General features: G+C 65.9%; 17 protein-coding genes and 1 pseudogene. 8 read left to right on the forward strand and 10 right to left on the reverse strand.

Features of this window, described 5'->3' with window-relative positions; all coding sequences use genetic code 11:
- The first annotated feature begins 6 nt into the window (after positions 1–6).
- Together QM741_RS04945 and QM741_RS04950 are read left to right on the forward strand one after the other, a co-directional pair.
- Positions 7–900 (forward strand): protein-disulfide reductase DsbD domain-containing protein, encoded by an 894-nt coding sequence (locus QM741_RS04945; RefSeq protein ID WP_415206621.1) that lies wholly within the window; start codon positions 7–9, stop codon positions 898–900.
- Positions 897–1,505 carry a redoxin domain-containing protein gene (locus tag QM741_RS04950; protein WP_415206622.1) on the forward strand — a complete coding sequence of 203 codons (609 nt, stop codon included), beginning with the start codon at positions 897–899 and terminating at the stop codon, positions 1,503–1,505. The genes QM741_RS04945 and QM741_RS04950 overlap by 4 nt, the downstream gene beginning before the upstream one ends.
- 90 nt (positions 1,506–1,595) lie before the next feature.
- On the opposite strand, the gene QM741_RS04955 is transcribed toward QM741_RS04950, so the two are convergent.
- A complete protein-coding gene (locus tag QM741_RS04955) occupies positions 1,596–1,874 on the reverse strand; it encodes a hypothetical protein (protein WP_415206623.1) in 279 nt (92 codons plus the stop codon).
- A gap of 317 nt (positions 1,875–2,191) precedes the next feature.
- On the opposite strand from QM741_RS04955, the gene QM741_RS04960 reads away from it, so the two are divergent.
- From QM741_RS04960 to QM741_RS04980, 5 genes and pseudogenes are all read left to right on the forward strand, one after another.
- Positions 2,192–2,482 carry a nucleotidyltransferase family protein gene (locus QM741_RS04960; RefSeq protein WP_415206624.1) on the forward strand — a complete coding sequence of 97 codons (291 nt, stop codon included), beginning with the start codon at positions 2,192–2,194 and terminating at the stop codon, positions 2,480–2,482.
- A complete protein-coding gene (locus tag QM741_RS04965) occupies positions 2,479–2,853 on the forward strand; it encodes a DUF86 domain-containing protein (RefSeq protein WP_415206625.1) in 375 nt (124 codons plus the stop codon). Before QM741_RS04960 ends, QM741_RS04965 begins: the two co-directional genes overlap by 4 nt.
- Positions 2,854–3,093: 240 nt before the next feature.
- Positions 3,094–3,814, forward strand: a pseudogene (gene aqpZ, locus QM741_RS04970) (aquaporin Z).
- A gap of 271 nt (positions 3,815–4,085) precedes the next feature.
- Complete coding sequence (locus QM741_RS04975; protein WP_415206626.1) at positions 4,086–4,463, forward strand: HU family DNA-binding protein; 378 nt, start codon at positions 4,086–4,088, stop codon at positions 4,461–4,463.
- A 16-nt stretch (positions 4,464–4,479) separates the two neighbouring features.
- Entirely contained in the window at positions 4,480–4,974 is a 495-nt protein-coding gene (locus QM741_RS04980; RefSeq protein WP_415206627.1) for a helix-turn-helix domain-containing protein, read from the forward strand.
- Positions 4,975–5,061: 87 nt separating this feature from the next.
- Here the strand turns inward: QM741_RS04980 and QM741_RS04985 are convergent, their stop codons facing one another.
- The 6 genes from QM741_RS04985 to folE all read right to left on the reverse strand — a co-directional run bounded on the left by QM741_RS04985 (position 5,062) and on the right by folE (position 13,802).
- Positions 5,062–7,104 carry a S9 family peptidase gene (locus QM741_RS04985; RefSeq protein WP_415206628.1) on the reverse strand — a complete coding sequence of 681 codons (2,043 nt, stop codon included), beginning with the start codon at positions 7,102–7,104 and terminating at the stop codon, positions 5,062–5,064.
- Positions 7,105–7,145: 41 nt separating this feature from the next.
- Entirely contained in the window at positions 7,146–9,863 is a 2,718-nt protein-coding gene (locus tag QM741_RS04990) for a TonB-dependent receptor domain-containing protein (protein WP_415206629.1), read from the reverse strand.
- A gap of 123 nt (positions 9,864–9,986) precedes the next feature.
- Positions 9,987–11,105, reverse strand: coding sequence for a FecR family protein (locus QM741_RS04995; RefSeq protein ID WP_415206630.1), 1,119 nt, complete (start codon positions 11,103–11,105; stop codon positions 9,987–9,989).
- Positions 11,098–11,667: an RNA polymerase sigma factor gene (locus QM741_RS05000; protein ID WP_415206631.1), complete on the reverse strand. Its 570-nt coding sequence runs from the start codon at positions 11,665–11,667 to the stop codon at positions 11,098–11,100. Before QM741_RS05000 ends, QM741_RS04995 begins: the two co-directional genes overlap by 8 nt.
- Before the next feature lie 146 nt (positions 11,668–11,813).
- Positions 11,814–13,148, reverse strand: coding sequence for a TCR/Tet family MFS transporter (locus QM741_RS05005; protein WP_415206632.1), 1,335 nt, complete (start codon positions 13,146–13,148; stop codon positions 11,814–11,816).
- A 45-nt stretch (positions 13,149–13,193) separates the two neighbouring features.
- Positions 13,194–13,802: a GTP cyclohydrolase I FolE gene (gene folE, locus QM741_RS05010; RefSeq protein WP_415206633.1), complete on the reverse strand. Its 609-nt coding sequence runs from the start codon at positions 13,800–13,802 to the stop codon at positions 13,194–13,196.
- A gap of 151 nt (positions 13,803–13,953) precedes the next feature.
- Between folE and QM741_RS05015 the strand changes: the two genes are divergently transcribed.
- Positions 13,954–14,730: a TonB family protein gene (locus QM741_RS05015; RefSeq protein ID WP_415206634.1), complete on the forward strand. Its 777-nt coding sequence runs from the start codon at positions 13,954–13,956 to the stop codon at positions 14,728–14,730.
- Positions 14,731–14,756: 26 nt separating this feature from the next.
- On the opposite strand, the gene QM741_RS05020 is transcribed toward QM741_RS05015, so the two are convergent.
- The 3 genes from QM741_RS05020 to QM741_RS05030 form a co-directional block, all read right to left on the reverse strand.
- Positions 14,757–23,579, reverse strand: coding sequence for a GH36-type glycosyl hydrolase domain-containing protein (locus tag QM741_RS05020; RefSeq protein ID WP_415206635.1), 8,823 nt, complete (start codon positions 23,577–23,579; stop codon positions 14,757–14,759).
- Between the two features lie 273 nt (positions 23,580–23,852).
- The gene (locus QM741_RS05025; RefSeq protein WP_415206636.1) at positions 23,853–24,515 is read right to left on the reverse strand and encodes a DUF6624 domain-containing protein; all 663 of its coding nucleotides are present in this window, start codon (positions 24,513–24,515) and stop codon (positions 23,853–23,855) included.
- A 155-nt stretch (positions 24,516–24,670) separates the two neighbouring features.
- Positions 24,671–25,852: a class I SAM-dependent rRNA methyltransferase gene (locus tag QM741_RS05030; protein ID WP_415206637.1), complete on the reverse strand. Its 1,182-nt coding sequence runs from the start codon at positions 25,850–25,852 to the stop codon at positions 24,671–24,673.
- Positions 25,853–26,000: the final 148 nt, after the last annotated feature.

The raw sequence follows: 26,000 nt of genomic DNA on the forward strand, positions 1-26,000 counted from the left end.
GCCGCCATGCGAAATTCGATCCGCTGCCTGTGTCTGCCGTTCGCGTGCCTCGCGCCGATGGCGTTGCCCGCCGCGCCTACCACCCACTTCGACGGCGACCACATCAAGATCGATTTGATGCTGGAACAAATGCCGGCCCCCGGTCAGACGGCATGGATGGGGGTCGTATTGACGCCCGATCCGGGCTGGCACACTTACTGGGTCAATCCCGGTGATTCCGGCCTGCCTACGAAACTCGCATGGACCTTGCCCGCGGGCTTCAAGGCCGGCGAAATCGCCTGGCCCGCGCCGAAGCGGATCAAGGTGGGCGATTTGTACAACTTCGGCTACGACGGTATCGCGCTGCTGCCGGTGCCGATCGAGGTGCCGCCCGACGCGCCGCCGGGTTCGGTCGCGCATCTTGCGGTCACGGTCAAATGGCTGGTGTGCCACGAGGAATGCGTTCCGGGCAAGGCGGAACTGTCGTTCGATCTGCCGATCCGCAATCCGGTTCCCGCCGCGACAAAAACTCGAATCAATGCCGTTGCGCAGGACTTTTCGCAATCCGATGCGCTGTTCGGCGATGCGCGCAGGCGCCTGCCGATACGATCGGGCCGGCAAGCGCACTCCGTGCTTGGCGGCGATCGCATCGAGGTGACGCTGCACGACGCCGGCCTGCCGACATCCGCGACGCTCGACGCCTTGGCCGTACAGACCGGGATCGTCGCCAACACGCCGCCCAAGGTGGACATTCGCGGCGACGACATCGTGTTTACTTTTGCAAAAAGCGATTATTTTACTTCTATACCGGAACGCTTCGATCTGGTGCTTACCGACGGCAACGCGAACGCGCGGCTCGTACACGCTCCGTTCGGCGACGCCACCCCCTCGCCCTCCGCAAAACCGAGGAATCCGCCATGACCCTGAAACCGCTGTTGGCCGCCGCAAGCCTTGCTTTCGCCGCATCGTCCGTTTTCGCCGCGCCCATCGTCGGCGCGCCCGCGCCCGACTTCTCGCTGTCCGACAGCAACAGCAGGACCGAAACCTTGTCGCAATACAGGGGCAAGACCGTGGTGCTCGAGTGGAACAACCCCGGCTGCCCGTTCGTGCAGAAGCACTATTCGAGCGGCAACATCCCGAAGCAGCAGGCCGACGCTACGAAAGACGGCGTCGTCTGGCTGACGATCAACTCGGGCGCGCCCGGCAAGCAGGGCCATCTCGACGGCGCGGGCACGCAGGCGTTGATCGCGCAATACCACGCCGCACCGAGCGCCTACCTGTTCGACGGCGACGGCAAGGTCGGCCATCTGTACGGCGCGAAGACGACGCCGCACATGTACGTCATCGACGGCGCGGGCGTGCTGCGCTACATGGGCGGCATCGATTCGATCGCGAGCACGGACAAAGAAGATCTCGCCAAGGCCATCCAGTACGTGCCGCAGGCGCTCGCGGAACTCAAGGCCGGCAAGCCGGTGTCGGTGCCGGTCTCGCAGCCTTACGGGTGCAGCGTCAAATACGGTTCGTGACAGCCTGAGAGGCGCGTCATTTCAGGATGCGTTCCGCATCGACGATGCCTCTGGGACGTGCGCGCTTATCGTCGCCTCCCACCGGCAAGATCACGCCCGAACCCAGCGGGCACTCAGGATCGACGGCACCTGACCGGCCTTCGCGGTAATCAATGAGAGGCGTGCTTCGGAGAAATGAGCGACGTGAATTTCAATCTGCGGCCGGTCCGCCATCGCCTCCGCAGTCACTCGGCTCGGGACAACATTCAGCTGCTGAAACAGCTGCAGGACTCTTATCAACGCGCCGGGATCCGCCTCGGCCAGCGCGCGCAGACACAGCCGCTGGCTAGTGGGACAGGATTCCTCGGGGCCGCTGCCCTCGGTACTCATGGGATTCTTTCCTCGCACTCAGTCTGTTTATCGCGCACACGAAGCAGCCCCGGCTTTCGGCGAAAGCCGGGCGCGTAATGCGCTCGCTGATGCGGAGAAAAGAATTCATACGTTTGGCGACTCTACTACATGTTGAGCGAAATCCGGGAATCACATCGCGCATTCCCATGATTCGTGCCTATATCCGGCTACTTGCTGGAAAATCGATACCAAAACCCAAGTTCCATTGGGTTGCCGTCGAACCACCAAGGCCCGTAGCATACAACTCATGCGCCGGTCGCTATGAAACGGGGACTAGTCCACCTGGATATTCACACATGAAACCTTCGCTGGCCTTGCACGCTCACCGCGCCGAACTCCGTCAACTCACGAAGCGGCATGGCGTCCTGCGGCCACGTGTTTTCGGTTCGGTGCTACGCGGCGACGATACCGAAGGCAGCGACCTCGACCTGTTGGTGGAGCCAACTTCGACCACCACGCTATTTACTCTGGCAGCGATCCAGATCGAAGCGGAGCGATTGCTCGGCGTGCACGTGGATGTCCTCACGCCAAACTCCTTGCCGCGGCACGGCCGTGAGCGCATCCTGCGTGAAGCCGTCGCGGTATGAGCCGAACCGCGCCGTTCGTCTCCGAATACCTCGATCATATCCTCGACGCCATTGCGCGTGCGCGTCACTACGTAGGGCGCGCGGCGAACCTCGAAGCCTTTGAACGTGACGGCCTGTTGCAAGATGCGACCGTGCGCTGCATCGAGATCATCGGCGAGGCGGCGACGAAAATTCTGAAAGCCGACCCGGCTTTCGTTACCGCACATCCGCAAGTCCCCTGGGCACAGATGAGCGCCATGCGAAACCGCGTAATCCATGGCTACTTCGAGGTGGATTACCAGATCGTCTGGCGCACGGTGCAGAGCGATCTGCCCACTCTCGCCGTGACCGTACGGGCGTTGCGTGACGCGCTGAGCCAACCGACCGGTTAAAACATCTGAAAAGCAAACGGTGAGCCCAAACCCGGATTTTCTGACCTGGGTTCCGGGAAAGTCGATTCTGACCCTGAGATTGCAGACCCTGAGGTTGCAGTTCACCCGTTGGATCATCCGCTATACGAATGTTCGCTAGAGTGGCCCTTCTCTCGGCAAGAGAGAAGAAGAATCTCGCTGAGCTTCGACGTCAATCGGGTTCGATTTTGAGGTAGGTCCCAACAAACAAAGGAGGTAAAGATGAACAGCAACATCCTCGTGCGCAGTGCCGTTGCCGAATTCTTCGGCACGTTCTGGCTGGTGCTCGGCGGCTGCGGCACCGCGATCTTCGCGGCGGCTTTTCCGCAGCTCGGTGTCGGTTTCCTCGGCGTCGCGTTCGCCTTCGGCCTGACGGTGCTCACCATGGCCTATGCGGTCGGCCACATCTCCGGCGGCCATTTCAATCCGGCGGTGACGCTGGGCTTGTGGGCGGCGGGGCGTTGCCCCGGCAGAAGCGTCATCCCCTACATCGTCGCCCAGGTCGTCGGCGCCATCGTCGCTGCCGCCGTCCTCTACGTCATCGCCTCGGGCAAGGCGGGCTGGACGCCGGGCGGTTTCGCGGCAGACGGCTACGGCGATCTCGAGTCCCGGCAAGTACGGCGTCGGCGCCTGCTTCCTGATCGAAGCCGTTCTGACCTTCTTCTTCCTGTTCATCATCATCGGCACCACCTCGAAAGGAGCCGTAGTAGGCTTTGCGGGCATCCCGATCGGGTTGGCGCTGACGCTCATCCACCTGATCTCAATTCCGGTGACGAACACCTCGGTCAATCCCGCGCGCAGCACGGGGCCGGCTTTGTTCGCCGGCGGCGCATACGTCGCGCAGCTCTGGCTGTTCTGGCTGGCGCCGATCCTCGGCGCGGTCATCGCCGGACTCCTGGCCCGCTGGCTTTACGAGCCGGTTATTGAAGACGCGCGGGCCTGAGGCGCGGCCCTTCCCTCCTCGCCCGCCAAGGGCGAGGAGGATTCGCCGCCGATCGAATCGACTCGCTTTTCACGACCGGCATGATCGCGCCGGTCGACTACCGCTCGAGCAAACGAACCGCGCATCGCGTAAGCTGTGGAGCAAGCAGGTCGGGGGTGAGCCGTCAGGCGACAACAATCCGCCGCCCGATGCCTTGGGATTCGCCTGAGGGTTCATCCCAGCCTACGCGCTGATCGTCCTTTACCTTTAACCCAAGACCACAGGAAAAATCATGGCCACCAAGAAAACCGCCAAGAAAGCTTCGTCGAAATCCACTTCCAAGCCGGCCGCAGACAAGCCGATCAAACAGCCCCTCGGCAAAGCGGGATTGGTCGAATACATCACGGGCACCTGCGATGTGATGGCCAAGGACGTTCGCTCGGTGTTGGCTGCGCTCGAAAACGCGGTCGTCGGCTCGGTGCACAAGAACGGCGCGCGCACATTCACCCTGCCCGGCCTGCTGAAAATCACCGTTGCCACCATCCCGGCCAAGCCGAAGCGCAAAGGCATCAATCCGTTCACGAAACAGGAACAGTGGTTTGCGGCAAAGCCGGCTTCGGTGCGGGTAAAGGTACGCCCGCTGAAGAAGCTCAAAGACGCGGCCGCCTGAATCGGAACGAAAGACCATGCCCAATATCGGCGCACTCCTGAGAGACGAAATCTCGCGGCTCTGCAGACGTGAAATCCGCAAGACGGTGACCAGCGTAAAGAAATCGTCTGCGGCTTACCGGCGGGACATTGCCGCACTCAAGCGCCAAGTGGCCGTATTGCAGAAGAAGTCGACTTCCCTGGAGAAACGGGCCAGTGCCGCGGGCGGTAATACTCCCCCGGCGCTGCCCGGCCGCCCCGTCAGATTCGTCGCGAAAGGCTTGCGTTCGCTGCGGCTGCGGCTGGGCCTGTCGGCACCGCAGCTCGCTCTTCTGCTCGGTGTCAGCGAACAGTCGATTTACAACTGGGAAACCAAAAAAGCCACGCCTCGCAAGGAGCAGTTGGCGGCGATCATTGCCCTGCGCGGCGTAGGAAAGCGGGAGGCGCAGCAGCGCCTCGATGCCATCAAGGCGTCCAAGCCAGCCAAGGCATCGCAGACCACTCGCGTGAAAAGGAAACGCAAGGCGCGGTAGCGCTGCCTCTCTTCGGCCACGTTGACTTGCATGCTACCCTCGCCGCCCTTCAACCGAAGCGCATGCCAGTCAACGTTTCCCGCTTAACTACTGCTGCTCGCCTCTAGGATCCTGGCCTTTCCCGAGCACCCAGTAATCGAACCAGTTGAGTTGCCGCTGGTAACTGTCCATCAGCAACTTCGGTTCGTCGTTTCCGTGCCCGCTGCGCGGGTACACGATGAACATCGAGGGTACGTTGAAATACTGGAGTGCCGAGTACAGTTCGACGCCTTCGTCGTGCGCGCCGCTCAGCTCGCCGAATTCGAGCAGCGTCGGCGTTTTTGCATGATCCATCGCATAGATCGGCGAGTTCTCCCACAGCACGCGCAAGTCCTTCTCATTCCAGGGTGAGCCCAAACCTTCCTGGTCTTTCAGCAACTGGCGCCAATGTGCGCTGCCGGCATAACGTAGCGCCAAACGGAGATGGTTCGGATAGCCCTCGTTGATGCCGCCGGCCTTGAAACGCGTCGTATGCGCGAGCACATACGACCCAAGAATACCGCCGTAACTAAAGCCGCTGAAAGCGAGCTTGTTAGGATCGGCGATGCCGCGTGCGATCAGATTGTCGATGCCAGCCATTACATCGGCGAACGGCCCCGGCATGACATCGGAATTGCGCGGCATTGCGTCCCGGAATTCTTTGCCAAAGCCGCCGCGCCCGCGAGAGCTAGGGATAAACACGGCGTAACCGCGCGCCGCGAACACGAGGAATGGATAGAGCGGCTCATCCATCATGAAACCCATGCGCGGCATCGACGGGCCACCGGGCATGTAAAGCAAGGTCGGATGGCGCTCACCGGGCCGCGCATTCGCCGGCAGGATCACGACACCCTCGACGTCGAAACGATTGTCCCGGCTGCGCCACTTCGTCGTCAGCACTTGCGTGCGGCGAATGTCGTTCCAGTCTGGATGCAGTTCGGTTAGCTTGCGCGGCTCACGCCATGGCAGCGAAGTCACGTACACATCGCTCGGCGTGGTCACGTCCTCGATCGTGAGTGCCACACGCCGCGCATCGGCCGAAAAACTGTACCGCTGGTAATAGTGCCCGTTCGCGGAAAGCTGGCGTACTTCGTTCGTGTTCAGATCGCCTTCGAACAGATGCCGGCCAAAATGATACAGTTCGGTGAAAAGCAGACGCTTGCCGTCCATCGTCCAACGCAAATTGGCGGGTACTGAGCCTGATTGCTGCTGAAACGCATCAAAGTAGTAGCGTGGCGTGCCACCGTCGGCCGGTACGACGGCAATCCACGAGGCATAGTTCAAGTCCAGCGTACCCTTCTGCGATACGAATGCAATCGACCGGCCATCCGGCGACCATACAGCCTCGTGATCCCAGCCTTGCTGTTGGACCAGCGGCCGAATCTTGCCGGAGCGTACGTCTAGCACATATAGGTCGTCGATGTACGGCGAGTCTTTCGCGCTCGGCGCCGCGCCGAATGCGATGCGCGTGCCGTCCGGCGACCAGGTGACCTCACTCACGTGCATCGTCGGTTCGGTCATCCGCTTCATCAATTTCGTTGCGATATCGAGCAGCCATAGAGATGCGTTGGGCCCGGCCTGCGGACGCCACCACTCCGTGCCCGCAACGATGCCTCGCATCGGCACACTCTTAGCCGGCTCTTTGGCTGCCGCGAACGCGAGTGTCTTGCCGTCAGGCGACATCTTCGCAAACTGCACGTGCGTATGGCGTGGATCCGTTGCCGCCCACTCCTGCGTCAGCAATACCTCTTCGCGTGCATCCGAGAGCGTGTAGCGTGTGAGCAGAGAACTGCCGTCACGCGTCGCGAAATAGAGGAACGAGCGCCCGTCCGGCGCCCACTGCGCGCGCAACGATTGGAACGGGCTCTTCACCGGCGGCCCGGCGACGAGCCGACGCGCGGCGGTCTTGCCGTCCGCATCCCGCAGCCACAGCTCCGTCTGATATTCGTTCCGTTCGTATAGCGTGCGGCGAACCTCGTAGAGCACTTGCTTGCCATCCGGCGAGATCTGCACGTCTAGCAATTCCGGCGCGTTGACGAGGTCTTCATTCGTGATGTCGCGTTTGTCGTCCGCCGCGGCATGCGCGCTTCCGACGAATCCCGCCAGCGCCATACATGCGACCGCCCATACGTTCCGCAGTCGCATTCTCATCACTAGAACCTTTTCGTGAAGGAAACGCCAAGAAAGCGGCCGACCACGGAATAATTCAGCGAATCGTAGGGCGGATCGGTTGGGTTGGAATTGCGGATGATGGCGGGCTTCTTGTTGAAAACATTTAGCGCCGACAGTCCCACTTCGCAATTTTGCAAGAATCCCTCATTGGCGGTCGACTTGATCTGGGCAGTCGCATCAAATGTCGTGAACGAACCGATCCATTCGACGGGCAGGTAGCGGTTGTCGCTCTCGCCGCCCAAATAGTTTACGGCGCTGGTCACCGTCAGATTCGCTCGCTGCCACGTTGCACTGGCGCGTGCGCGCCAGTGCGGCGGATTAAAGATCAAGCCCGCCAATTGCAGCGTCGGCTGACCTGCGCTGAGTTGACGCTCGCTCTCCAGATAGCTTGCTGAAGTCGTCAGAGATAATCGGCTGTCCGCGCCGATATCCATAGAGTAGTTCGCGGACAGATCGACGCCCCGCGCATTGACACTGGCCACGTTGCTGAGGAAGTCCTCGATTATGGCTCCGACATTGGCCGGATCGAACGGCTGTCCCGTCTGATTGGATAACCCGGTCGGAAGGCCCGCAATGGCATTGAGTACCTGCTGGGCTGTCGGGTTGTAGATGATGAATTGGTTGTAGATCGGATTGCCCAGCGCGGTGAGGGTTGGGCTGACCGGTACCGCGATGCGGTCACGATAACGGATATCGAAATAGGTCGCTTCCACGGTCAGTCCCGCGAGAAAATTCGGGTGAAATCCGAGGGATGTCGTCCATGTCGTCGCGCGTTCCGGCTGAAGCGGGGTGGGGCTGCCGCCGCCGAGAGTGAGCACGGGTCCACCGCCAGATGGCGGAGGCGTGTAGTAAGTCGCTGGAAGAAGGTACGCTGATGGAGCGGTATTTTCTTGGTAGAGCGTCGCGGCTTTGAAAGATTTTCCCCACGTTCCCCGCAAGGTGACATTCGCAGTCGGTTCGAAAATCAGTCCCAGCTTTGGCGTGGTGACATCCGAGATTCCCTTGTAGTCCTCGTTACGCACGGCTGCGTTGAACGTAAGCGCATGCGCAAAACTCAGATTCTGAGACGGACTGACGAGAGGAATGGACAGTTCGCCGTAGCCGTAGTAGACGTCCTGAGTGCTATTGAAATTCTTGGTCGTCGCGCTTACTCCGCCGGTCGTTCGAACCACATTGGCGTCCAACCCAGCTGAACGATATCCGCTGCCGACGGCAAGGCGTGCATCGCCGCCCGGTGCCGCGAACACGGGACCTTCCGCATTCAGTTCAGCGGAAGTCATATCGTTGTCGTAGCCCAGAAAGGTCCGATACAACTCCGCGCCCTGCGAAAAAAATTGAGAATGAGTCGCAGTCTTGCTGTGTGCATAGGTTCCACTGAGAGAGGCTTCCCATCCTCCGCCAAGCTGATAGCGTAATGTCGGCGTCAGTTCATAGGATTCCACCCTCGGCAGGTTGTGGATGCCGCTGGTAGTCACAGGGGCTGTGGTGGTGAAGTCGTTGGTAAGATCCGAGGTGCGGTCATTGAGATACGCATCCCATTCCAGTTCGAGCCCTTCGGCAAGATTCTGATGGCCGGCAACGACTGCGCTGCGTTGTTCCTGCTCGGGCACGAGGGATTGCGTCCCATATAACGTCGATGTATACGACCGATCGCTAGCGTTGATCGCAGTGTAGTGGCTATCGTCGAGCGCCATCATCACCCCACCGGAAGTCCAGCTTCCGCCCGTTGTGATGCTGTAGCGCTGCTGCTGGTTGCCGCCGTCGGTGGAACCGCCGTACTTGACGGACGCTTCGACCCCATCGAATTCCCGCCGCAGAATGACGTTGGCCACACCGGCGACGGCATCCGAGCCATACAGCGCAGAGGCGCCGTCGGTCACAACCTCGACGCGCTCGACCGCGGCGATCGGGATCGCCGAGATATCGACTCCTTGAGCGACCGCGTCATAGGCGATGCGATGGCCGTTGACCAAGGTCAGGGTCGCATCTGGCCCGAGCCCTCTCAGGTTAAGGGCGGACGCATTGTCCAGATTGTTGTAGCCGCCCTGATCGCCGCCGCCGGCGATGCCCGGATTCACGCCGCCGCTGAAATTCTGCAGGATGCCTCGGCCCGCATCGCCGAGATCGGCATAACCGGCGCGCGCCATGTCCTCCTGGGTTACGGTGATGACGGGCGACGCCGGCGGCGCGCCACGAATTCTCGATCCGGTAACCACTACCTCATGCATCTCGATGGGCTCCTTCTGAGAATCCTGTTGCCCAGGTTCTTCTTTCGCTATCGAAGAGGATTGCGCAGGAGCTGCCCGATCCGTCCGACTCTTCTCCCCTTGTTTCTTTCCAGTGCCAGGAGGGGAAGAATCTCCGGCCGGTGCGGCGCCGTCGGTTCCCGTGATCAGCAGCACGCCGCTCTTGTCGGCATGGATCGTGAGCTTGGTGCCCTTGAGCAGTTGCGTCACCGCCTCTTGCGGCGACAGCGTTCCCTTCACGCCGCCGGTTCGCAATCCCTTGAGCAATTCGGGTCGATAGACGATCTCCGCGCCGGACTGTTTTTCCAGAAGCTCAAGCGCCGTTGTGAGATCGCCGGCAGGCACGCTGACCGGCTTCAAGCCGTCCGCCATCGCGCATACGCTGGCGCAAAGAGCGAGCGCGGCGACGAGCGGGCGCATTTTGAATCGGTGCCACAGAGAGGCTTTCTGCATTGGAGTCCCCGTATCAATGCCTTCCGGCGAGTCTATGCAGACGGTGACGCGGATCGCCGCAAAATCCCCCCTTCACTTCAGCGAATCGTTTTTTGCCTGTTGCCGATTCGGCGCGCGCCGATGTCAGCGCGAACTGCTGCCAGTCAGAAGAATGCGATCGCCCTTGTCCTCCGCGCGCACGGGGAATCCTTCTTCGAGCACGCGCACGAACGCTTCCACGTTCGCCGCGCGCAGGTTGCCGCCGATCCGCAGCGTGGCGATGGACGGATCAGCGATCACGAGCTGCTTGCGGTTGTAGCGGTTGAACTCCGCCACGGCGGCGGCGAGTTCCGTGTCGCGCAGCGCGATGTAGCCGGAGCGCCAGCTCATGTAGGTTTCGGCCTCCGCGACGGAGGCGCGTTTCACCAGCACGCCCGCGGAACCGGCCTGCGCGATGCTGCCCGCGGGCAGTTCCGTCGCGGTCCCCACCGTTGCGCCGCCCTGGAGTTCTTCGACCTTCACGCGGCCTTCGGTGACGACCACGCGCGTATCCAGCGCCTCGCGCAGTACCGAGAACTTGGTGCCGACGGCGACGATGCGCTGCCCCGCGGCGTTGACGACGAAGGGACGCTGCGGATCCTTCGCCACTTCGAAGAACGCTTCCCCGCGTTCTAGATCGATGCGGCGTTCGGCGGCCGACAGCGCGACGTGGATGACGGTGTCGGTGTTGAGCGTGACGGTGGATCCGTCCGCCAGCGACACCACTTTCGTGTCGCCGATGTCCGCGCGGTAGACATTCGGGTCGTAGCCGATGAAGCGCCAGGCGCCGGCCGCGGCAAGGCCGAGCGCCAGCACCGCGGCGCAGGCGCGCAGTGCGAACGAGCGGGACATCGTCGCCGTTGCGCGCGGCCTGCGCGTGCGCGCGGTGGCGGTTGCCGTGCCGCCGCCGATCTCGTCGCGCTCGACGGAATCCGGTTCGTCGGCGGACGGCGACGGTCCCGCGCGGTGCTTTTCGCGATCGAAAAAAGGCGACAGGCGCCAACTGCCGGGCTCGGGAATCTCGCCGCGCGGCACGCCCGCGCCGAGCGCTTGCAGGCGGTCGGCCTGACGCCAGGTGGTCCGGATTCGGATGACGGCAATGCGGTGCGCGGTGGACTCGTTCTGCCAGGCGCTGAACGCCTGCTCGTCCGCCTCGCTCCAGCTGCCGCTGTCGCGCTTGGCGAGCCAGTCGGCCGCCGCACGTTCGATGCGCTCGCTATCCATGTTCGAACTCGCTTTCCGGGGATCCGGAATCGAAACTCGCACTCGTCGCATCCGCTCCCGCGAGCATGGCCGAAGTCAGCAGTCGCATACCGCGTGAAACCTGTTTCTCCACCGCCTTTTCCTGCACGCCGAGTTTCGCGGCGACCTCTTTCTGCGAGAGTTGCTCGACCTTGCGCAGCCACATCACCGTGCGGCATTGCGTCGGCAGCGCGTCGAAGGCTTTGGCGAGGCGCTGCAATTCCTGCAAGCTCGTGGTGCGGTGTTCGGGCGAGACCTCGTCTACGAGGACGTTGAGCTCGTCCAAATCCCCCCGCGTGCCGATGAAGATGACGCGGCCCCGGCGCAGGCGGTCGGTCATGAGATGCCGCGCGGTCGCGAACAGGAACGCCTTCGGCAGCACGGGGCGGGCATGCTGCGCGGATTCGAATACCCGCACGTAGATGTCTTGCCTCAGGTCGGTCACTTCGTCACGGTTCGGCCACACGCGCGCGAGGAAGTGCGTGAGCAGTTGCTCATGCACGAGGATTTCGCGCGCGAACCAATCTTCCAGCGTCTCCGTCATTCGCGCAGACGATACTCCTGCGGCGCGTGCGCATACAGGGGGAAAGCGATGAAGGAAATTTATTTTCGGCCGAAGGGGGGATTGTTCGCCCTGCTGCGTCTACACGCATTCGAGACGATTTCGGTCCAGGCGCTTTTGCCGTATTCCTACGGCCGCGATTCATTTTCCGGCGCCGGCATCAACACATCGCTTGCCGTTTCCGGCACGGCTTCCGCGACGACGGACGGCGCAGTCGCCACTATGCGATCGGGCAGATGCCTGGTCGCACGCAGCGCGAAGATCAGCGCGACCGCGAGGATCGCCGCCGCGAGATAGAACGTCGCGCCCGCAAGCCAGGTGTGCTCGTGCGATGCGGTCACAAACGCGAGCGTGGCCGGAAACGCGATCGCGCCGACGATGCCCGACAGGCTCGACACGCTCGTCACCGCGCCCTGCAGGCGGCCCTGTTCGCTTGGCGCGACCATGTGCGTCATCAGCGCCTGCGTCGCCGGCTGCGCGGTACCCCACAATGCGCCGACCGGCAGCACCGCCCACAGCCAGTAGCCCGTCGGCACCAGTCCGTACAGAACGAAGCCGATGACGCCGCAGACCAAGCCGAACATCAGCGCGCGGCGCTCGCCGAGCTTGCCGACGATGGGTTTGATGAGCCCGCCCTGCACGATCGCGGAGAGCACACCGACGATGGCCAGCGTGATGCCGACCATGCGCGGTCCCCAGCCGTAGCGGTAGTCGGCATAGAGCACGAACGTCGACGGATAGACCATGTGCGCGAACGCGATCAGCGCGGCGACGCCAACGAGGCCGAGCACCTGCGGATAGCGCGCGAGCAGTTTCAGCGTGCCGAACGGATTGGCGTGCGACCAGTCGAAATGCGACGTGCGCCTGTCGGGCGTCAACGATTCCGGCAGCACGAAAAATCCGTAGCAGAAATTGGTCAGGCACAGTACGACCGCAAGCCAGAACGGCAGGCGCGGGTGCATCTCGCCGAGCACGCCGCCGATCGCCGGCGCGATGACGAAGCCGAGACCGAACGCGATGCCGACGAAGCCGAACGCCTGCGCGCGCTTCTCCGGTGGCGTCACATCGGCGATGTAGGCGTTCGATGCGGAGAAACTCGCCGCGGTGATACCCGAGATTACGCGGCCGATGAACAAGAGCGGCAGCGTGCCGACCAGCGCCATCATCATGAAGTCGAGGCCGAGGCCGAGGTTCGAGATCAGGATCACCGGGCGCCGGCCGAAGCGGTCCGACAGCGCGCCCTGCACCGGCGTGAACACGAACTGCATCGCCATGAACACGATCTGGAATGCGCCGTACCAGCGCGCCGCGCTGGAAATGTCGCCGCCGAGGAAATTCTCGATCAGGTGCGGCAACACCGGGATGATCAGGCCGAACGAGAGAATGTCGATCAGCAGCGTGACGAAGATGAAGATCAGCGCGGCGCGGCGCGCAGGCGAGGCGGATGGAACGCCGGTTTCCATGTCGGGCATCCTGAGGCGAATGTCTTTTCGGTGAACGCGCGGCGACTACTTCCTGCGCCCCGCATCGATGTCGATGAAGCGCAGGAACTCTCCGCGCGTGCGCGCATCGGTGCGGAACGTGCCAAGCATCTGGCTGGAAATCATCGACACGCCGGTCTTGTTCACGCCTCGCGTCGTCATGCATTCATGCGAGGCATCGATGACGACGCCGACGCCGCGCGGCTTGAGCACGTCCTCGATGCAGTGCGCGATCTGCGAGGTCAGCTTCTCCTGCACCTGCAGGCGGCGGGCGAAGATCTCGACCACGCGCGCGAGCTTGGAGATGCCGACGACGCGGCTGGTCGGCAGGTAGCCGACGTGCGCGCGGCCGATGATCGGCGCCATGTGGTGCTCACAGTGCGAGGCGAACTCGATGTCGCGCAGCACGACCATCTCGTCGTAGCCGGCGACTTCCTCGAACGTGCGGCGCAGTTCCTCGGCCGGATCGTCGGCGTAGCCGGAGAACCAGTCCCGGTAGGCGTTGACCACGCGCTTGGGCGTGTCGATCAGGCCTTCGCGCGCGGGATCGTCGCCGGCCCAGCGCAGCAGCGTGCGCACGGCATCCTCGGCCTGGGTCTGGGTGACAGGCGGAGACTTGGGCGCTTTCTTTTTCATTTCGGCATCGTCGCACGCAAAGAGGGGCGCGCAGTGTAGCGCGATCGCCGCGGCCAAGGAGCCTGCGCGGCGTTATTGAAACGTAAAGCCGGGATGGCATATGAATGGAACTGGTTTCGCCCATCCTTCGTCGTGCCTTCCCGTTGTCGTGATGCGAAATTCGGCCATCGCTCCCGTCGCCGCCGGCTTGCCGGATGCGTTCGTTCGCCGGCATCCGCGCCATCGCGACGCGCCGCGTTCGGAGATGGCGGTCGCGTTCGTTCTGTCGCTGCTGCTGCACGGTCTGGTTTTTCTCGCGCTGTTCGACCTGGAGCGCCCGGCGGCCGAATCCGCGCGCGCGATGGTCGTCTCCGTGCGCCTGATGCCGGCGCAACCGATGGCGCCGCCCGCACCGCCGCCGGCGGCGCGTGCCGGCGCCGTCGCGTCGCCCTCCACGCCCAAGGAAATCCACGCGCGCGGCAGCGAACCCGTGCACGCCGACGCGGAGCCGGCGGCGCGTTCCGCTTCCCGCACGCGAATCGCTTCCGCCCCGAGCGCCGTCCAGGTCCCGATGCGCGTGATCGCAAAACCGGCGGCGACGACGCCGACAGTGCCCGTGCTGCCGCATCGCGCCGAGGCGCCGGACAATCGCGCGAGCGACAGCGCGTCCGACTATCTGCGCCTGCTCGCGATGCGCCTTGCCGAGGTGAAGCAGTATCCCGCGCTCGCCGCCGCGCGGCGCGAAGAGGGCGTCGTCTTGCTCGCCTTCCGCCTCGATCGTGGCGGCCGCGTGCTGTCGTGGCGGATCGCGCGCGGTTCGGGCCACGACGACCTCGATGCGGAAGTGTCGCGCATGGTCGTGCTCGCGGCGCCGTTCCCGCCGTTCCCCGCCGCGTGGCGCGAGGCCGAGGCGGAGTTCCAGGTGCCGATCGGATTTTCGCTGTATTGAACGCAGCGGCCGGCCGCAGCGGCGGCCTACGCGAGATACACCTCGACGCGATGCACGCCGGCGGCGGCGTCGAGGACGATCGAATCGTCGGCCTGCGCGACGCCGTCGAGCACCACGGTGCCGGGCGGCCGCGTCGCGTCGCGCGCGATATGGATCGCATACGTCGCATCGCCGTGGCGATAGGCGACGTCGGCGCCCGGCCACGCCGCCGGCAGGCGCGGCGCGATGCGCAGGCGCGCGCCCTCGCGCGTAAGGCCGAGGAGGGTTTCGAGCAGCAGGCGGTACATCCAGCCGGCCGAGCCGGTGTACCAGGTCCAGCCGGCGCGGCCGCGATGCGCGGGATTGGCGTAGACGTCGCCGGCGACGACATAGGGTTCGCCTTTGTATATTTCTGTACTTTTTTCGTCGACCGTGTGGTTGAGCGGATTGATCAGGTCGAACAGCTGCCAGGCGCGCTCGACGCGGCCGCCTTGCGCGAAGGCCATCGCCGCCCAGACCGCCGCGTGCGTGTACTGGCCGCCGTTCTCGCGCACGCCGGGGAGATAGCCGGCGATATAGCCCGGCTCGGGCATCCCGGCTCCCTCTCCCCCGACAGAAGCGTTCGGGGGAGAGGGCTCGCGCACGGCCGATCTGTCGAAGGGTGGATCGAGCAGACGAACAAGCCTGGCATCCTCGTCGACGAGCTGCGCATCGAGCGCGTCGAGCGCCGCTGCCGTCCGCGCCGGATCGCCCGCGCCCGACAGCACCGTCCAGCTCTGCGCGATCGAATCGATGCGGCATTGCACGCCGTCCTTCGAGCCCAGTGGTGTACCGTCGTCGAACCAGGCGCGGCGGTACCAACCGCCATCCCAGGCGTGGCGTTCGAGATTGGCCTGCAATTCGCGCGCGTGGCGTTCGCAGCGCGCGGCGAACAGATCGTCGCCGCGCAGGTCGGCGACGTCGCGGAATTCCATCAACACGTGGTGCAAGAAGAAACCGAGCCAGACGCTTTCGCCGCGCCCCGCGATACCAACCGCGCTGAAGCCGTCGTTCCAGTCGCCGCTGCCGATGCGCGGCAGGCCGTGCGCGGTGTCCCTGATGCCGTCGTTCAGCGCATGCTCGATCGCGCGCACGCAGTGCTGGTAGAGATCGGACATCTCGTTCGAGCGCAGCGGCAGGTCGTAATACGATTCCTCGCCCGCATTGAGCGGCCGCGCCTCGAGGTAGTGGCTGCGTTCGCCGAGCACGCCGTGGTCGCCGGTCGCGCGCACGTAGCGCGCGACCGCGAGCGGCAGCCAGAGGTAGTCGTCCGAACACATCGTCCTGACGCCGCGGCCGCCGGGCGGATGCCACCAGTGCTGCACGTCGCCTTCGCGGAACTGGCGCTGCGCGGCGAGCAGGATTTGCTCGCGCAGCAGTGTGGGATCGGCGTGGACGAGCGCCATCGCGTCCTGCAACTGGTCTCGGAAGCCGAACGCGCCGCCGGACTGGTGGAAGCCGCTGCGCGCCCACAAGCGGCAGGCGATCGTCTGGTAAGGAAGCCAATTCGCGAGCAGGTTGAGGCTGGGGTCGGGCGTGGTGACGACGACGTTGCCGAGCAGGCGCTGCCAGAGCGCGGCGACGCCCTCGAACGAGGCGCGCGCAGAACCGGAACGGCGCAGGCGCGCGACCGTCTCTTCCGCTTCCTCGGCACTGCGCGCCGCGCCGAGGCGGAAAATCACTTCGCACGCTTCGCCGTCGGCCAGTTCGAGCGGCACCTGGATCGCCGCGCACGGATCGAGGCCGGCGCCGACCCGGCCGGACAGATTCGCGCGCCGCATCGCCGCGGGCGAGTCGAGGCTGCCGTTGCGGCCGATGAATTCGCTGCGGTCGCAGGTCACCGTGCGCTGCGCGTGTTCGGCGTCGAAGAAGGCGATGTGGTCGGCGAATTCCGCGTTCCAGGTGTTGCGCGCGAGCAGCGCGCCGCTGCCGTCGAGCCAGCTCGTCACGTGCTGCGCGGTGCGCGCGGGCAGGTCGCCGAGCACCCATTCGACATAGCCGGTGACCGACAGCCTGCGCGCGCGGCCGGAATCGTTGCGCAGGCGCAGGACGAAAAATTTCACCGCGGCCTCGGCGTCCACGTGCATGCGCAGCTCGCTGGCAATGCCGTCCTCGACGTGCTCGAACTGGGTGTAGCCGAAGCCGTGGCGGACCAGGTAGCGGCCGCGGCCGCCGGCCGGCAGCGGCGTCGACGACCAGAACGCGCCGGTTTCCTCGTCGCGCAGGTAGAACGCCTCGCCGCTCGCGTCGGCGACCGCATCGTTCGACCACGGCGTGAGCCGGTACTCGTGCGCGTTGTCGAAGAACGTGTAGCCGCCGCCCGACTCGGTGACGACGCTGCCGAACTGCGGATTGGCGAGCACGTTCGCCCACGGCAGCGGCGTGCGCCGCGCCGCGTCGCACACGACCACGTACTCGCGCCCGTCGCGCGCGAAGCCGCCGTGGCCGTTGAACATCGCGAGTTTCGGTATCGATACCTGACGTGCGTCGGTGCCGGTGTTGCGCCGCGTCGCGGCGAATTTCGGCACCGCGATTTCGTTCGCCGCGGCTTTCGCTTCCTTGAGCTGTTCGGCGAAACCGCCCGCGCGATCGGACAGCACGACGCGCGCGACCGCGAGCAGCTGCACGCGATCCTCGTGCGGGATCTGCGCGCTCGAACGGATGAACACGCCGCCGCCGGGCCGGTCGATCGCCGTGCCCTCGCCCGCCGCCGTCACCGCGGAGTAGATCGCATCGTTGACTTCCTGCCGGTAGCCGCCGCGCTCCTCGTTGAGCACGACGAGATCGAAGCGCAGTCCCTTGGTGGCGCAGTAGCGTTGCGCGGCCACGGCCGCGCGCACGAGCGCGAGCGTGTCGACGTCCTCGGCCAGCACGAGCGCGATCGGCAGGTCGCCCGAGATGCCGTGCGCCCACAGGCCGCTCTGGCTGAGGCGGTTGTTCGCGACCACTTCGGCCGACGCGCGACGCGCGGGATCGGCGTAGAGCATCGCCGAGGCCAGGCGCGAGTAGAGCTGGGCCTCGCTTTCGCTGACGTTGATCTGGCCGAGCGCCATGCGGTTGTGCGTCGTCGCGATCGCGAGCGCGCGGTCGGCGAACGCACGGTCACGGTACTTGTCGGCGAGCGCCAGCACGGCCTCGCGGCTGCCGCCGGCGCCGGTGACGAGATCGATGACGACGCTGCCCTCGGCCGGCACGCTGACGCGCTGGCGGATCGCGACGATCGGATCGAGCACGTCGCCGGCCGTGTTCGACAGCGCGCCGGCGCGGCGCAACGCCGCGGCGGCATGCGCGCCGTTGCCGCGGCCGAGGAAGCGCATGCGGTCGGTCTCGAACGAAGTCTCCGCCGGCGCATTCGCCCGCCCGCTCTCCTCGCGGACGCAGAACAAGTGCATGAGCCAGGGCTGCATGTCGCTCGCCAGGCGCGGGCGGCGCGTGGCGAGGATGGCCGGATGCGCGCGCAGGATCTCGGTCTGCACGAAGAGGTTGTTGAACGCCGGATGCAGCGCGTCGGCCGCGCCGGCGTTGAGCACGACCTCGGCGTAGCTGGTCAACTCGAGGACGCGCGCGCCGCGCGCGCGGTTGGTCAGGCGCAGGCGGCGCAGTTCGATGTCGTCCTCGGGCGAAACCACGACCTGCACGCGCGCTTCGAGCTTGTCGAGCGTCAGGCGCTGCTCGATGCGCGCATCGTCGAACACGATTTCGCAGGCCTCGGCGCGGTCCGCGGCGACGGCCGCGCAGGTGCTCCAGACCTTGCCGCCGTCGACGTCGCGGATATGGACGAACGTGCCCCAGGCGTCGCGAGTCGGGTCCTCCCGCCAGCGCGTGAGGTCGAGGCCGCGCCAGCGGCTGTAGCCCGCGCCGCTCTGCGTCAGCATCAGATGGTAATTGCCGTTGCTCAGCAACTGCACCGCCGGCCGCGGCGTGTCGGCCTGGATGTAGCGGCGCTGCGGCGTCGGCGCGGCCTCCTCCTCGACGCGCGCATCGAGCGCCGGCGGCGCCGCGGGAGCGAGGGGAACGTCGCGCGGCACGCGCTCCTGCAGCAGCAGCAGCGCGGCGGCAAGTTCGGCGTCCGCGGCGAAGCGGCGCTGCATCGGCGCGCCGTTGAGACATTCGCCGAACGCCACGAGGCTCATGCCCTGATGGTGCGCCATGTACTCGCGCACGACGCCGACCCTCTCGTCTTCGGGCAGATGCGCCGGCGTGAAATCGATCGCCTCGTAGTAGCCGTACTGCGTCCACCAGCCGTGCGCGGCGATCTCGGCGAGATTGCGCGCGGCCTCGTTCGGTGCGACGAGGATCGCAAGCGCGCTCGCGTAAGGCGCGATCACGCGGTTCTGGGTCGAACCGCGTTCGAGGCCGAGGCCCGGCGCGCCGAACGCGCGGTAGTGGTAGTTCTGCCCGGCGTCGGTGAGGAAATAGCCCGACTCGGAGATGCCCCACGGCAGACCGTGCTCGCGGCCCCAGGCGATCTGGCGCGCGACCGCGACGCGCGCCGACTCGGCGAGCAGGCTGCCCGGCCATGCCGGCATGACGAGCTGCGGCATCAGGTATTCGAACATCGAGCCGCTCCACGACAGCAGCACCTGGCCTTCGTCGACCTGGGTCTGCACGCGGCCGAGCGCGAACCAGCCGTCCTGCGGAATCTGCCCCTGGGCGACGGCGAGATAGACGGCCAGACGCGCCTCCGAGGCGAGCAGGTCGTAGTAGCCCGCGTCGCGGCGCCCCTCGGAAACGTTGTAGCCGATCGCGAACTGCTCGCGTGCCGGATCGTAGAGAAAATTCCACTCCACGCGCGCGAGATCGGCGCACAGCGCGCCGAGCGCTTCGATCTCCTGCACGCAGGTGCGGGCGAGTTCGCCGACGGCGGCCGAGATCGATTTCGACTCGGCGAGCGCGGTGAGATTCGGCATCGGCGATTCGGTATGGATCGCGCCGGCATCGTGCGCGACCGCGGCGGGAATCGACACGTCGCCGACGAAGTCCTCGACGTCGGCCACGCACATCGCCGCCTGGCGAAGCAATTTCTCGCTCCATTCGCGCTCGAGCGGTTCGCCGTCCGCAAGCGCGGCGCGCAGCGCCTGCGCGCGCAGGAACAGTTCGCGCAGCGCGGCGCGGGTCGGCGCGATCGGCAACGCCGGCGGCAGGCGTCGCGCGGCGGCGAGCGCCTCGGCGAACGGCTGCCAGAGATCGTGCGCGTCGCGCGCGCTTAGCGCACGCAGCACGGCGAACGTGTCGGCCAGCCCCGCGAACGCCTGTGCGCCGACGATCGGCGCGGCAAGGCATTCGAACAGGCCCTGGCGCAGGGTCAGCACGTGGCCGACGAAATTGCCGCTGTCGACCGTCGAGACGTACATCGGCTGCAGCGGCCGCAGCGTTTCGGTGTCGTACCAGTTGTAGAGGTGGCCGCGGTAGCGTTCGAGCTTGTGCAGCGTGTCGAGCGTGCGCCGCGTCGCCGCGAGCAGGGCACGCAGCGAGACGTAGCCGAGATCGTGCGCGGCGAGGTTGGCGAGCAGGCCCATGCCGATGTTCGTCGACGAGGTGCGGTGCATGATCTTGACCGACGGATATTCCTGGAAGTGATCCGGCGGCAGCCAGTTGTCGTCGGCACCGACGAACTGCTCGAACCACGCCCAGGTGCGGCGAGCGGCCTGGCGCACGAACGGCGTCTGCTGCGCATCGAGCGCATCCGCCTCGTGCGCGGGCACGCGCGCCAGCCACGCGATCAGCGCCGGCGCGAAAAACCAGGCGGCGAGCCACGGCGCGGCGAGCGCGAACAAGTCCGCGCGCAGCAGGAGCAGCGCCGCCGCGACGGCCAGCGCCGCCAGCGGCGCGGTCTTGAACTGCCGCCACGCCGCCGCGGCCGAGTCGCCGCGCGCGTGCTCGGCGACGACGCTCGACGCGACCCATTGCAGCAGGTGCCGCTTCGACACGTGCACGCGCCAGCCGGTGCGCGCGATCATGCTCGCGTTCTGCATCGCCTCGTAAGGCAGGCAGACCAGGCGGAACGCGGCGCGCGCGGCGGCCGCGCCGGCGCCGCGCAGCACGCCGCCGAGATGGCGGACGATGCCGCCGGACGGCGCACCCCACGACGCGATCGCCGCGTCGACCGCGACCGGCAGCAGCACCGCGACGAGCACGAGCGCAGTCCAGCGCAAGGGCTGCGGCAGCACGAACCAGGCGAGCAACAGCAGAACGAACAACGCCGGCGACAGCACGCTGCGGCGCAGGTTGTCGAAGATTTTCCAGCGCGACAGCCACGACAGCGGATTGCGCTCGCGCCGGCCCGCCGCCATCGGCACCGAGGGGAACAGCCACGCCGCGATCTGCCAGTCGCCGCGGATCCAGCGCGCGCGGCGCTGCGCGTCGACGCGGTAGCTCTGCGGATATTCCTCGTACAGCTCGATGTCCGCGGTCAGCCCGGCGCGCGCGTAGCAGCCTTCGAGCAGATCGTGCGAAAGAATGCGGTTGTCCGGAAAGCGACCGACCGGATCCGGACCGTCCGCCGCGGCGTTGCCGAGCACGCGCTCGAACGCGTCGACGTCGTAGATGCCCTTGCCGATGAACGAGCCTTCGCCGAACAGGTCCTGATACAGATCCGAGACGGCTTGCGTGTACGGATCGAGCCCGGCGTCGCCGCCGAACAGCGCCGCGTAGCGCGTGCTGCCCGAGGGCGGCAGCAGGTTGCCGACGCGCGGTTGCAGGATCGTGTAGCCCGATTCGACGCTGCGCCCGTCCGCGCGCAGGCGCGGGCGGTTGAGCGGATGCGCCATCGTTTCGACGAGCCGGCGCGCGGCATCGCTCGGCAGGCGCGTGTCGACGTCGAGCGTGATCACGTAGCGCACGCCGGCTAGCGCAGCGCAAGCTGCCCTCACCCCACCATCGGCTCCGCCGATGGCCCCCCCCTCTCCCGCTGCGCGGGCGAGGGACATCGGTCGTCCGCCTTCGGCAGCCGATATGTATGAGAAGGCCGCCGCGTCGCCGCTGCGCAACAGCGTGTTGAGGTCGGCGAGCTTGCCGCGCTTGCGCTCGCGGCCCATCCAGCGCCGTTCGCGGTCGTTCCAGACGCGCGGGCGTTGCAGCAGCACGAAGCGCGCTTTCGGATGCCGTCGGTTGAGCGCCTGGATCGCTTCGGCCGCGGCGTCGAGGATCGCCGCGTCGCGCGGCAGCTCCGCCTCGTCCGCATCGGGAAAGTCGCTGAGCAGGGCGAACACGAGGCCGTCGTCGCGATTGGCCAGATAGCGCAGTTCGAGCTGGTCGGCGAGCGTGCGCGCTTCCTCGACGCTGCCGAACAGGCACGGCACGACGACGAGCGTGCGCGCATCGCGCGGAATGCCGTTGCGGAAGTCCATGCGCGGCAGCGGGCGTGGGCCAACGAGGGCGAGGGCGAGGCGGTCGACGAGCCAGACCACGGGATGGCTGATCGCGACCGCGCCGCAGAACGTCGCGAGCGCGCTCAGCCAGAGCGGCAGAGGCGACGTCCACAGCGGACGCAGCGCGGGCACGGCGGCGGCGAGACCGACGGCGACGATGACGAGGACATAGACGCCGAACGGCAGGCCGCCGCTGCGCCACACGTCGAGCGTGGCCGCGAACACGCCCGCGCCGCAGCGGCGCAGCAGCGGGCCGCGGCCGGGGCCGACGAGGTGATGGCCGACGTGCGCGGCCGGCGCCGGATCCGCCGTCGGCGCGTGCTCGGCGGCCGCGCGCGCGAGTTCGAGCGCGGTCTGCGCCACGTTGAGCTCGCCGAGTCCGCCGCGGCGCGCGGCGTGTTCGACCGCATGGCGATAGGCGTCGCGCGTGGCGAAGTCCATGCGCGCGTAAACGCCGGCCGGATCCTTCGCGAGCACGCGGTCGACCGCGCTCGTCGTCTCGACGAATTCGTGCCAGTCGAGCGCGTCGAGCAGGCGCAGGCTCGCGATCGAATTGTCGATCGTGACGCGATCGAGTGCGCGTTCGTGATGCGAGGTCTGCACGAGCTGCGCGATCGACAGGCCGGTCTCGGCCAGGCGCTGTTCGATCCACGACAACGGCAGGTTGAGCGCGGGGCCCGCGCCATGCAGGCGCCGCGACATCTCGGCGACGAAGGCTTGGGTCAGCGGCGGTTCCGCGCGCGCCATGTCGGCGACGACGAGGATCAAGCTTTTCGGATCGCGCCGCGCCGTTTCGAGCATGAGCCGCGCCCAGTGCGCGGCGAGGCGGCTGTGCGCGAGGCCGCGCCGCACGCGCGCGGCGGCGCGGCCGAGGTTCTCGATCAACGCGGCGCGCAGCATGATCGGGATCGCCCACAGCTCGCCGAGGCTGAGCGGCGCACGCTCCTGGTAGGCGCGCACGAAGCGCGCGAGCGCATCCTGATCGACGCGGCCGTCGCCGTGCGAGATCGCGTCGAGCGCGAGATCGTACACGCGCGGCATGTCCGCGCTCGCGCCGCGCGTGAGCACGGGCAGCTCCGCGCTGTAGCCGCGCGGCAGGTGCGCGCGCGCCTTGCGCACCTGTTCGTGGATCACGTAAAGATTGTCGAGCAGCCATTCGCCGGCCGGCGTGATACGGTGCTTGTCCGCGCTCGCCGCGGCGAGCGCGCGGCAGGTGTCGTCGATCAGCGTCTCGTTGTAGCGCAGGCGTTCGAGCAATTGCGTGTCGCCGCGGCGTCCGCGCCGCCATTCGTGCTCGCCGGCGAGTTCGTGGCCGCGCTCGGCCATCTGTTCCGAGGTCAGCAGCTCCGCGCGCAGTGGCGCTTCGCTGAGCCGCGCCCGCACCCGGCGTTTGCTTTCCTTGCGCGGTGCCAATGCCGGGCGCAGCGGTAGGCCGAGCCGCTTCATCGCGGGCAGGATCAAACGGCCAAACTTCCTTTTTCCGCTCCTCGAGTCCACGCCAGTCCCTCGCGGTTGCGGCAGACATGCGCAAGCGCGAGCCCGCCTTGCTCATCCCCCCGCATGAGTGTGAAAAGTCCAGGTCGCGACGCGCAAAGTGAGAAACGCACGCGCCCCTTCCGGACATGCGTGCCCGCAGAACCTGTATGAGGTTCCGGTATAGCCGAGCGAACGAAAAGAAAACGTAAAAGCGCGGCGAGGATCGCCGTATTACTGCGAACCGCGTTCAGTGAAAAATCACTTTACGGCCGCGCGATACATCTGCCCCATGATGCAACGATATACGGCCATCGGCGGCAGCCCGACTTCCGCACGCCGCTGATCGAGATGCTCGGGGTCTTCGACGGGCTGCATCTCCATCGCGCCTCCGTTCGTGCCGCGGAATTGCGAGCCGTATCGCTGCGGTTTTTTCTGCGCCACCAGCACGCGATCGGTCAACAGTGCAAATGATTCCCGGTCGACTTCGTCGCGCCTTACCCACGACGTCATGATGTCAAGCACGAACTGCTGGAATTCCGGATGCGCGTCCTGGTGCTGCACGAGAAGAAACGCCGCACCCGCGCCATCGCGTCCGACCATGGTATCCGTGGGGAAGCCGTACTCGTCGATCACGCCTTTGATGCGGCGATAACTCGATTCGTCCACCGCCCGCATTCTGCTCGCGAGGCGCTTGAATTTTGCCGGATCGGAGGCGGCTGCGGACACCATCTCGTTGCGCACGTCCTGATCGGGCTTTACCCAAGCCAACAACTGCTCACGGAGTTTCGGCAACACCACCGGTTTCCGTTCCGCTTCGCGCTGCTTTTCCAGCATTTCGCGTTTTTGATAGAACTCCACTGCGGCCGGACACGCCTTCAAGACAGGATCGTCATCCGTATCCGAAGCGCGAGCATTTCGCATGACTGCAACCGCACACAGACAACCCGCGGCAAACAGAACCGGCATCCATCGGCCCGAACTCGTTGGATTTCCCCGCGGGCGGGAATTTGCAAGCGTCACGGAATGCGGATGCAAAGCAGGAGTTCCGCCGGCCATGGAATCGGAATCCCGCCTTGTTATTCGACTCGGCAAAACGCTGCCTTGAGATAGCGCGACTCCGGCACGTGCGCCTGCCACGGATGATCCGGGCCCGCGCCCGACACCTTGATCACCTGCACCGTGCGGTTCGCGTAGAACGCCGCGCGGCGCAGCATGTCGAGGAACTGTTCCTCGCCGACCAGGCCCGTGCACGAGCAGGTGAGAAAGATGCCGCCCGGCTTGACCGCGCCGAGCGCGAGCTTGTTCATGTCGAGGTATTTCTTCAGCGCCGGGATCACCTGCTCGCGGTCGCGCGTCATCTTCGCCGGATCGAGAATGACGACGTCGAACTTCTTCTGCGGATTGCTCGCCGTGTCGCGCAGCCAGGCGAAGACGTCGGCCTGGGTGAATTTCACCTTCGCCTTGTTCAGGCGCGCATTCTGCTCGGCGATGCCGAGGATGTCCTCGTCGAGATCGATGCCGACGACTTCCTCGGCGCCGCCGCGCGCCTTGGCGTAGATGCCGAAGCCGCCCGAGTTGCAGCACAGGTCGAGCACGCGCTTGCCCGCGCAGAACTCGGACAGGAACAGGCGGTTGTCGCGCTGGTCGGCGAAGAAACCGGTCTTGTGCTTGCTGCCCGGCGCGGCATGGAACTGCACGCCGTGCTCGTGAATGATCGTCGGCTTCGGCGCCGGCGGCGCGGCCCAGTCGAAGCTTTCCTGCTTCTGCACGTGCTCTTCGGCGAAGGCGTAGATCTCCGCCTCCGGAAAGTGCTGCAGCAGCACGCGCTTGATCAGATCGCGCTGCTTGAACATGCCGGCGGAGAAATATTCGACGACGAGCGTGTTGGCGAAGCGATCGACGACGAGGCCCGAGAGTCCGTCGCCTTCGGAATGGACGACCCGGTATGCGTCCGTCGCCGCATCGAGCTTGAGCACCTCGCGGCGCAGCGCGACCGCATCCGAGATCTTGCGCGCGAAGAAATGCTCGTCGACGGCCTCGTCGGGATCGGCCGTGAGCACGCGCAGCGCGATGCGCGAATGGCCGTTGTAGAAACCGCGCCCGGCGAACACGCCGTCGCGATCGACGACGTCGACCACGGTGCCGGGCTTCGGTTTCGGCTCGGGCTTCTCGACCATCTTCTGGAAAATCCACGGATGGTTGGAGCGGCGCTCGATCTTGAGATGGACGACCGGATTGGCGTTGTGCGGGGAATTCATCGCGACATGATACGGCATGCGTCAGGTTCGACGGCGCCTGCGGTCGCGCCGCCCTCCACCCTACCAGCGTCCGCATCGTCCGCTTCGGCGGGTCGCAACGACAGGCGGCCAGGCTGACACGTCGCGCCGTCTTGTGTGCGCCGCCGGC

Source organism: Rudaea sp. (assembly GCF_047601565.1).
GTDB lineage: Bacteria > Pseudomonadota > Gammaproteobacteria > Xanthomonadales > Rhodanobacteraceae > Rudaea.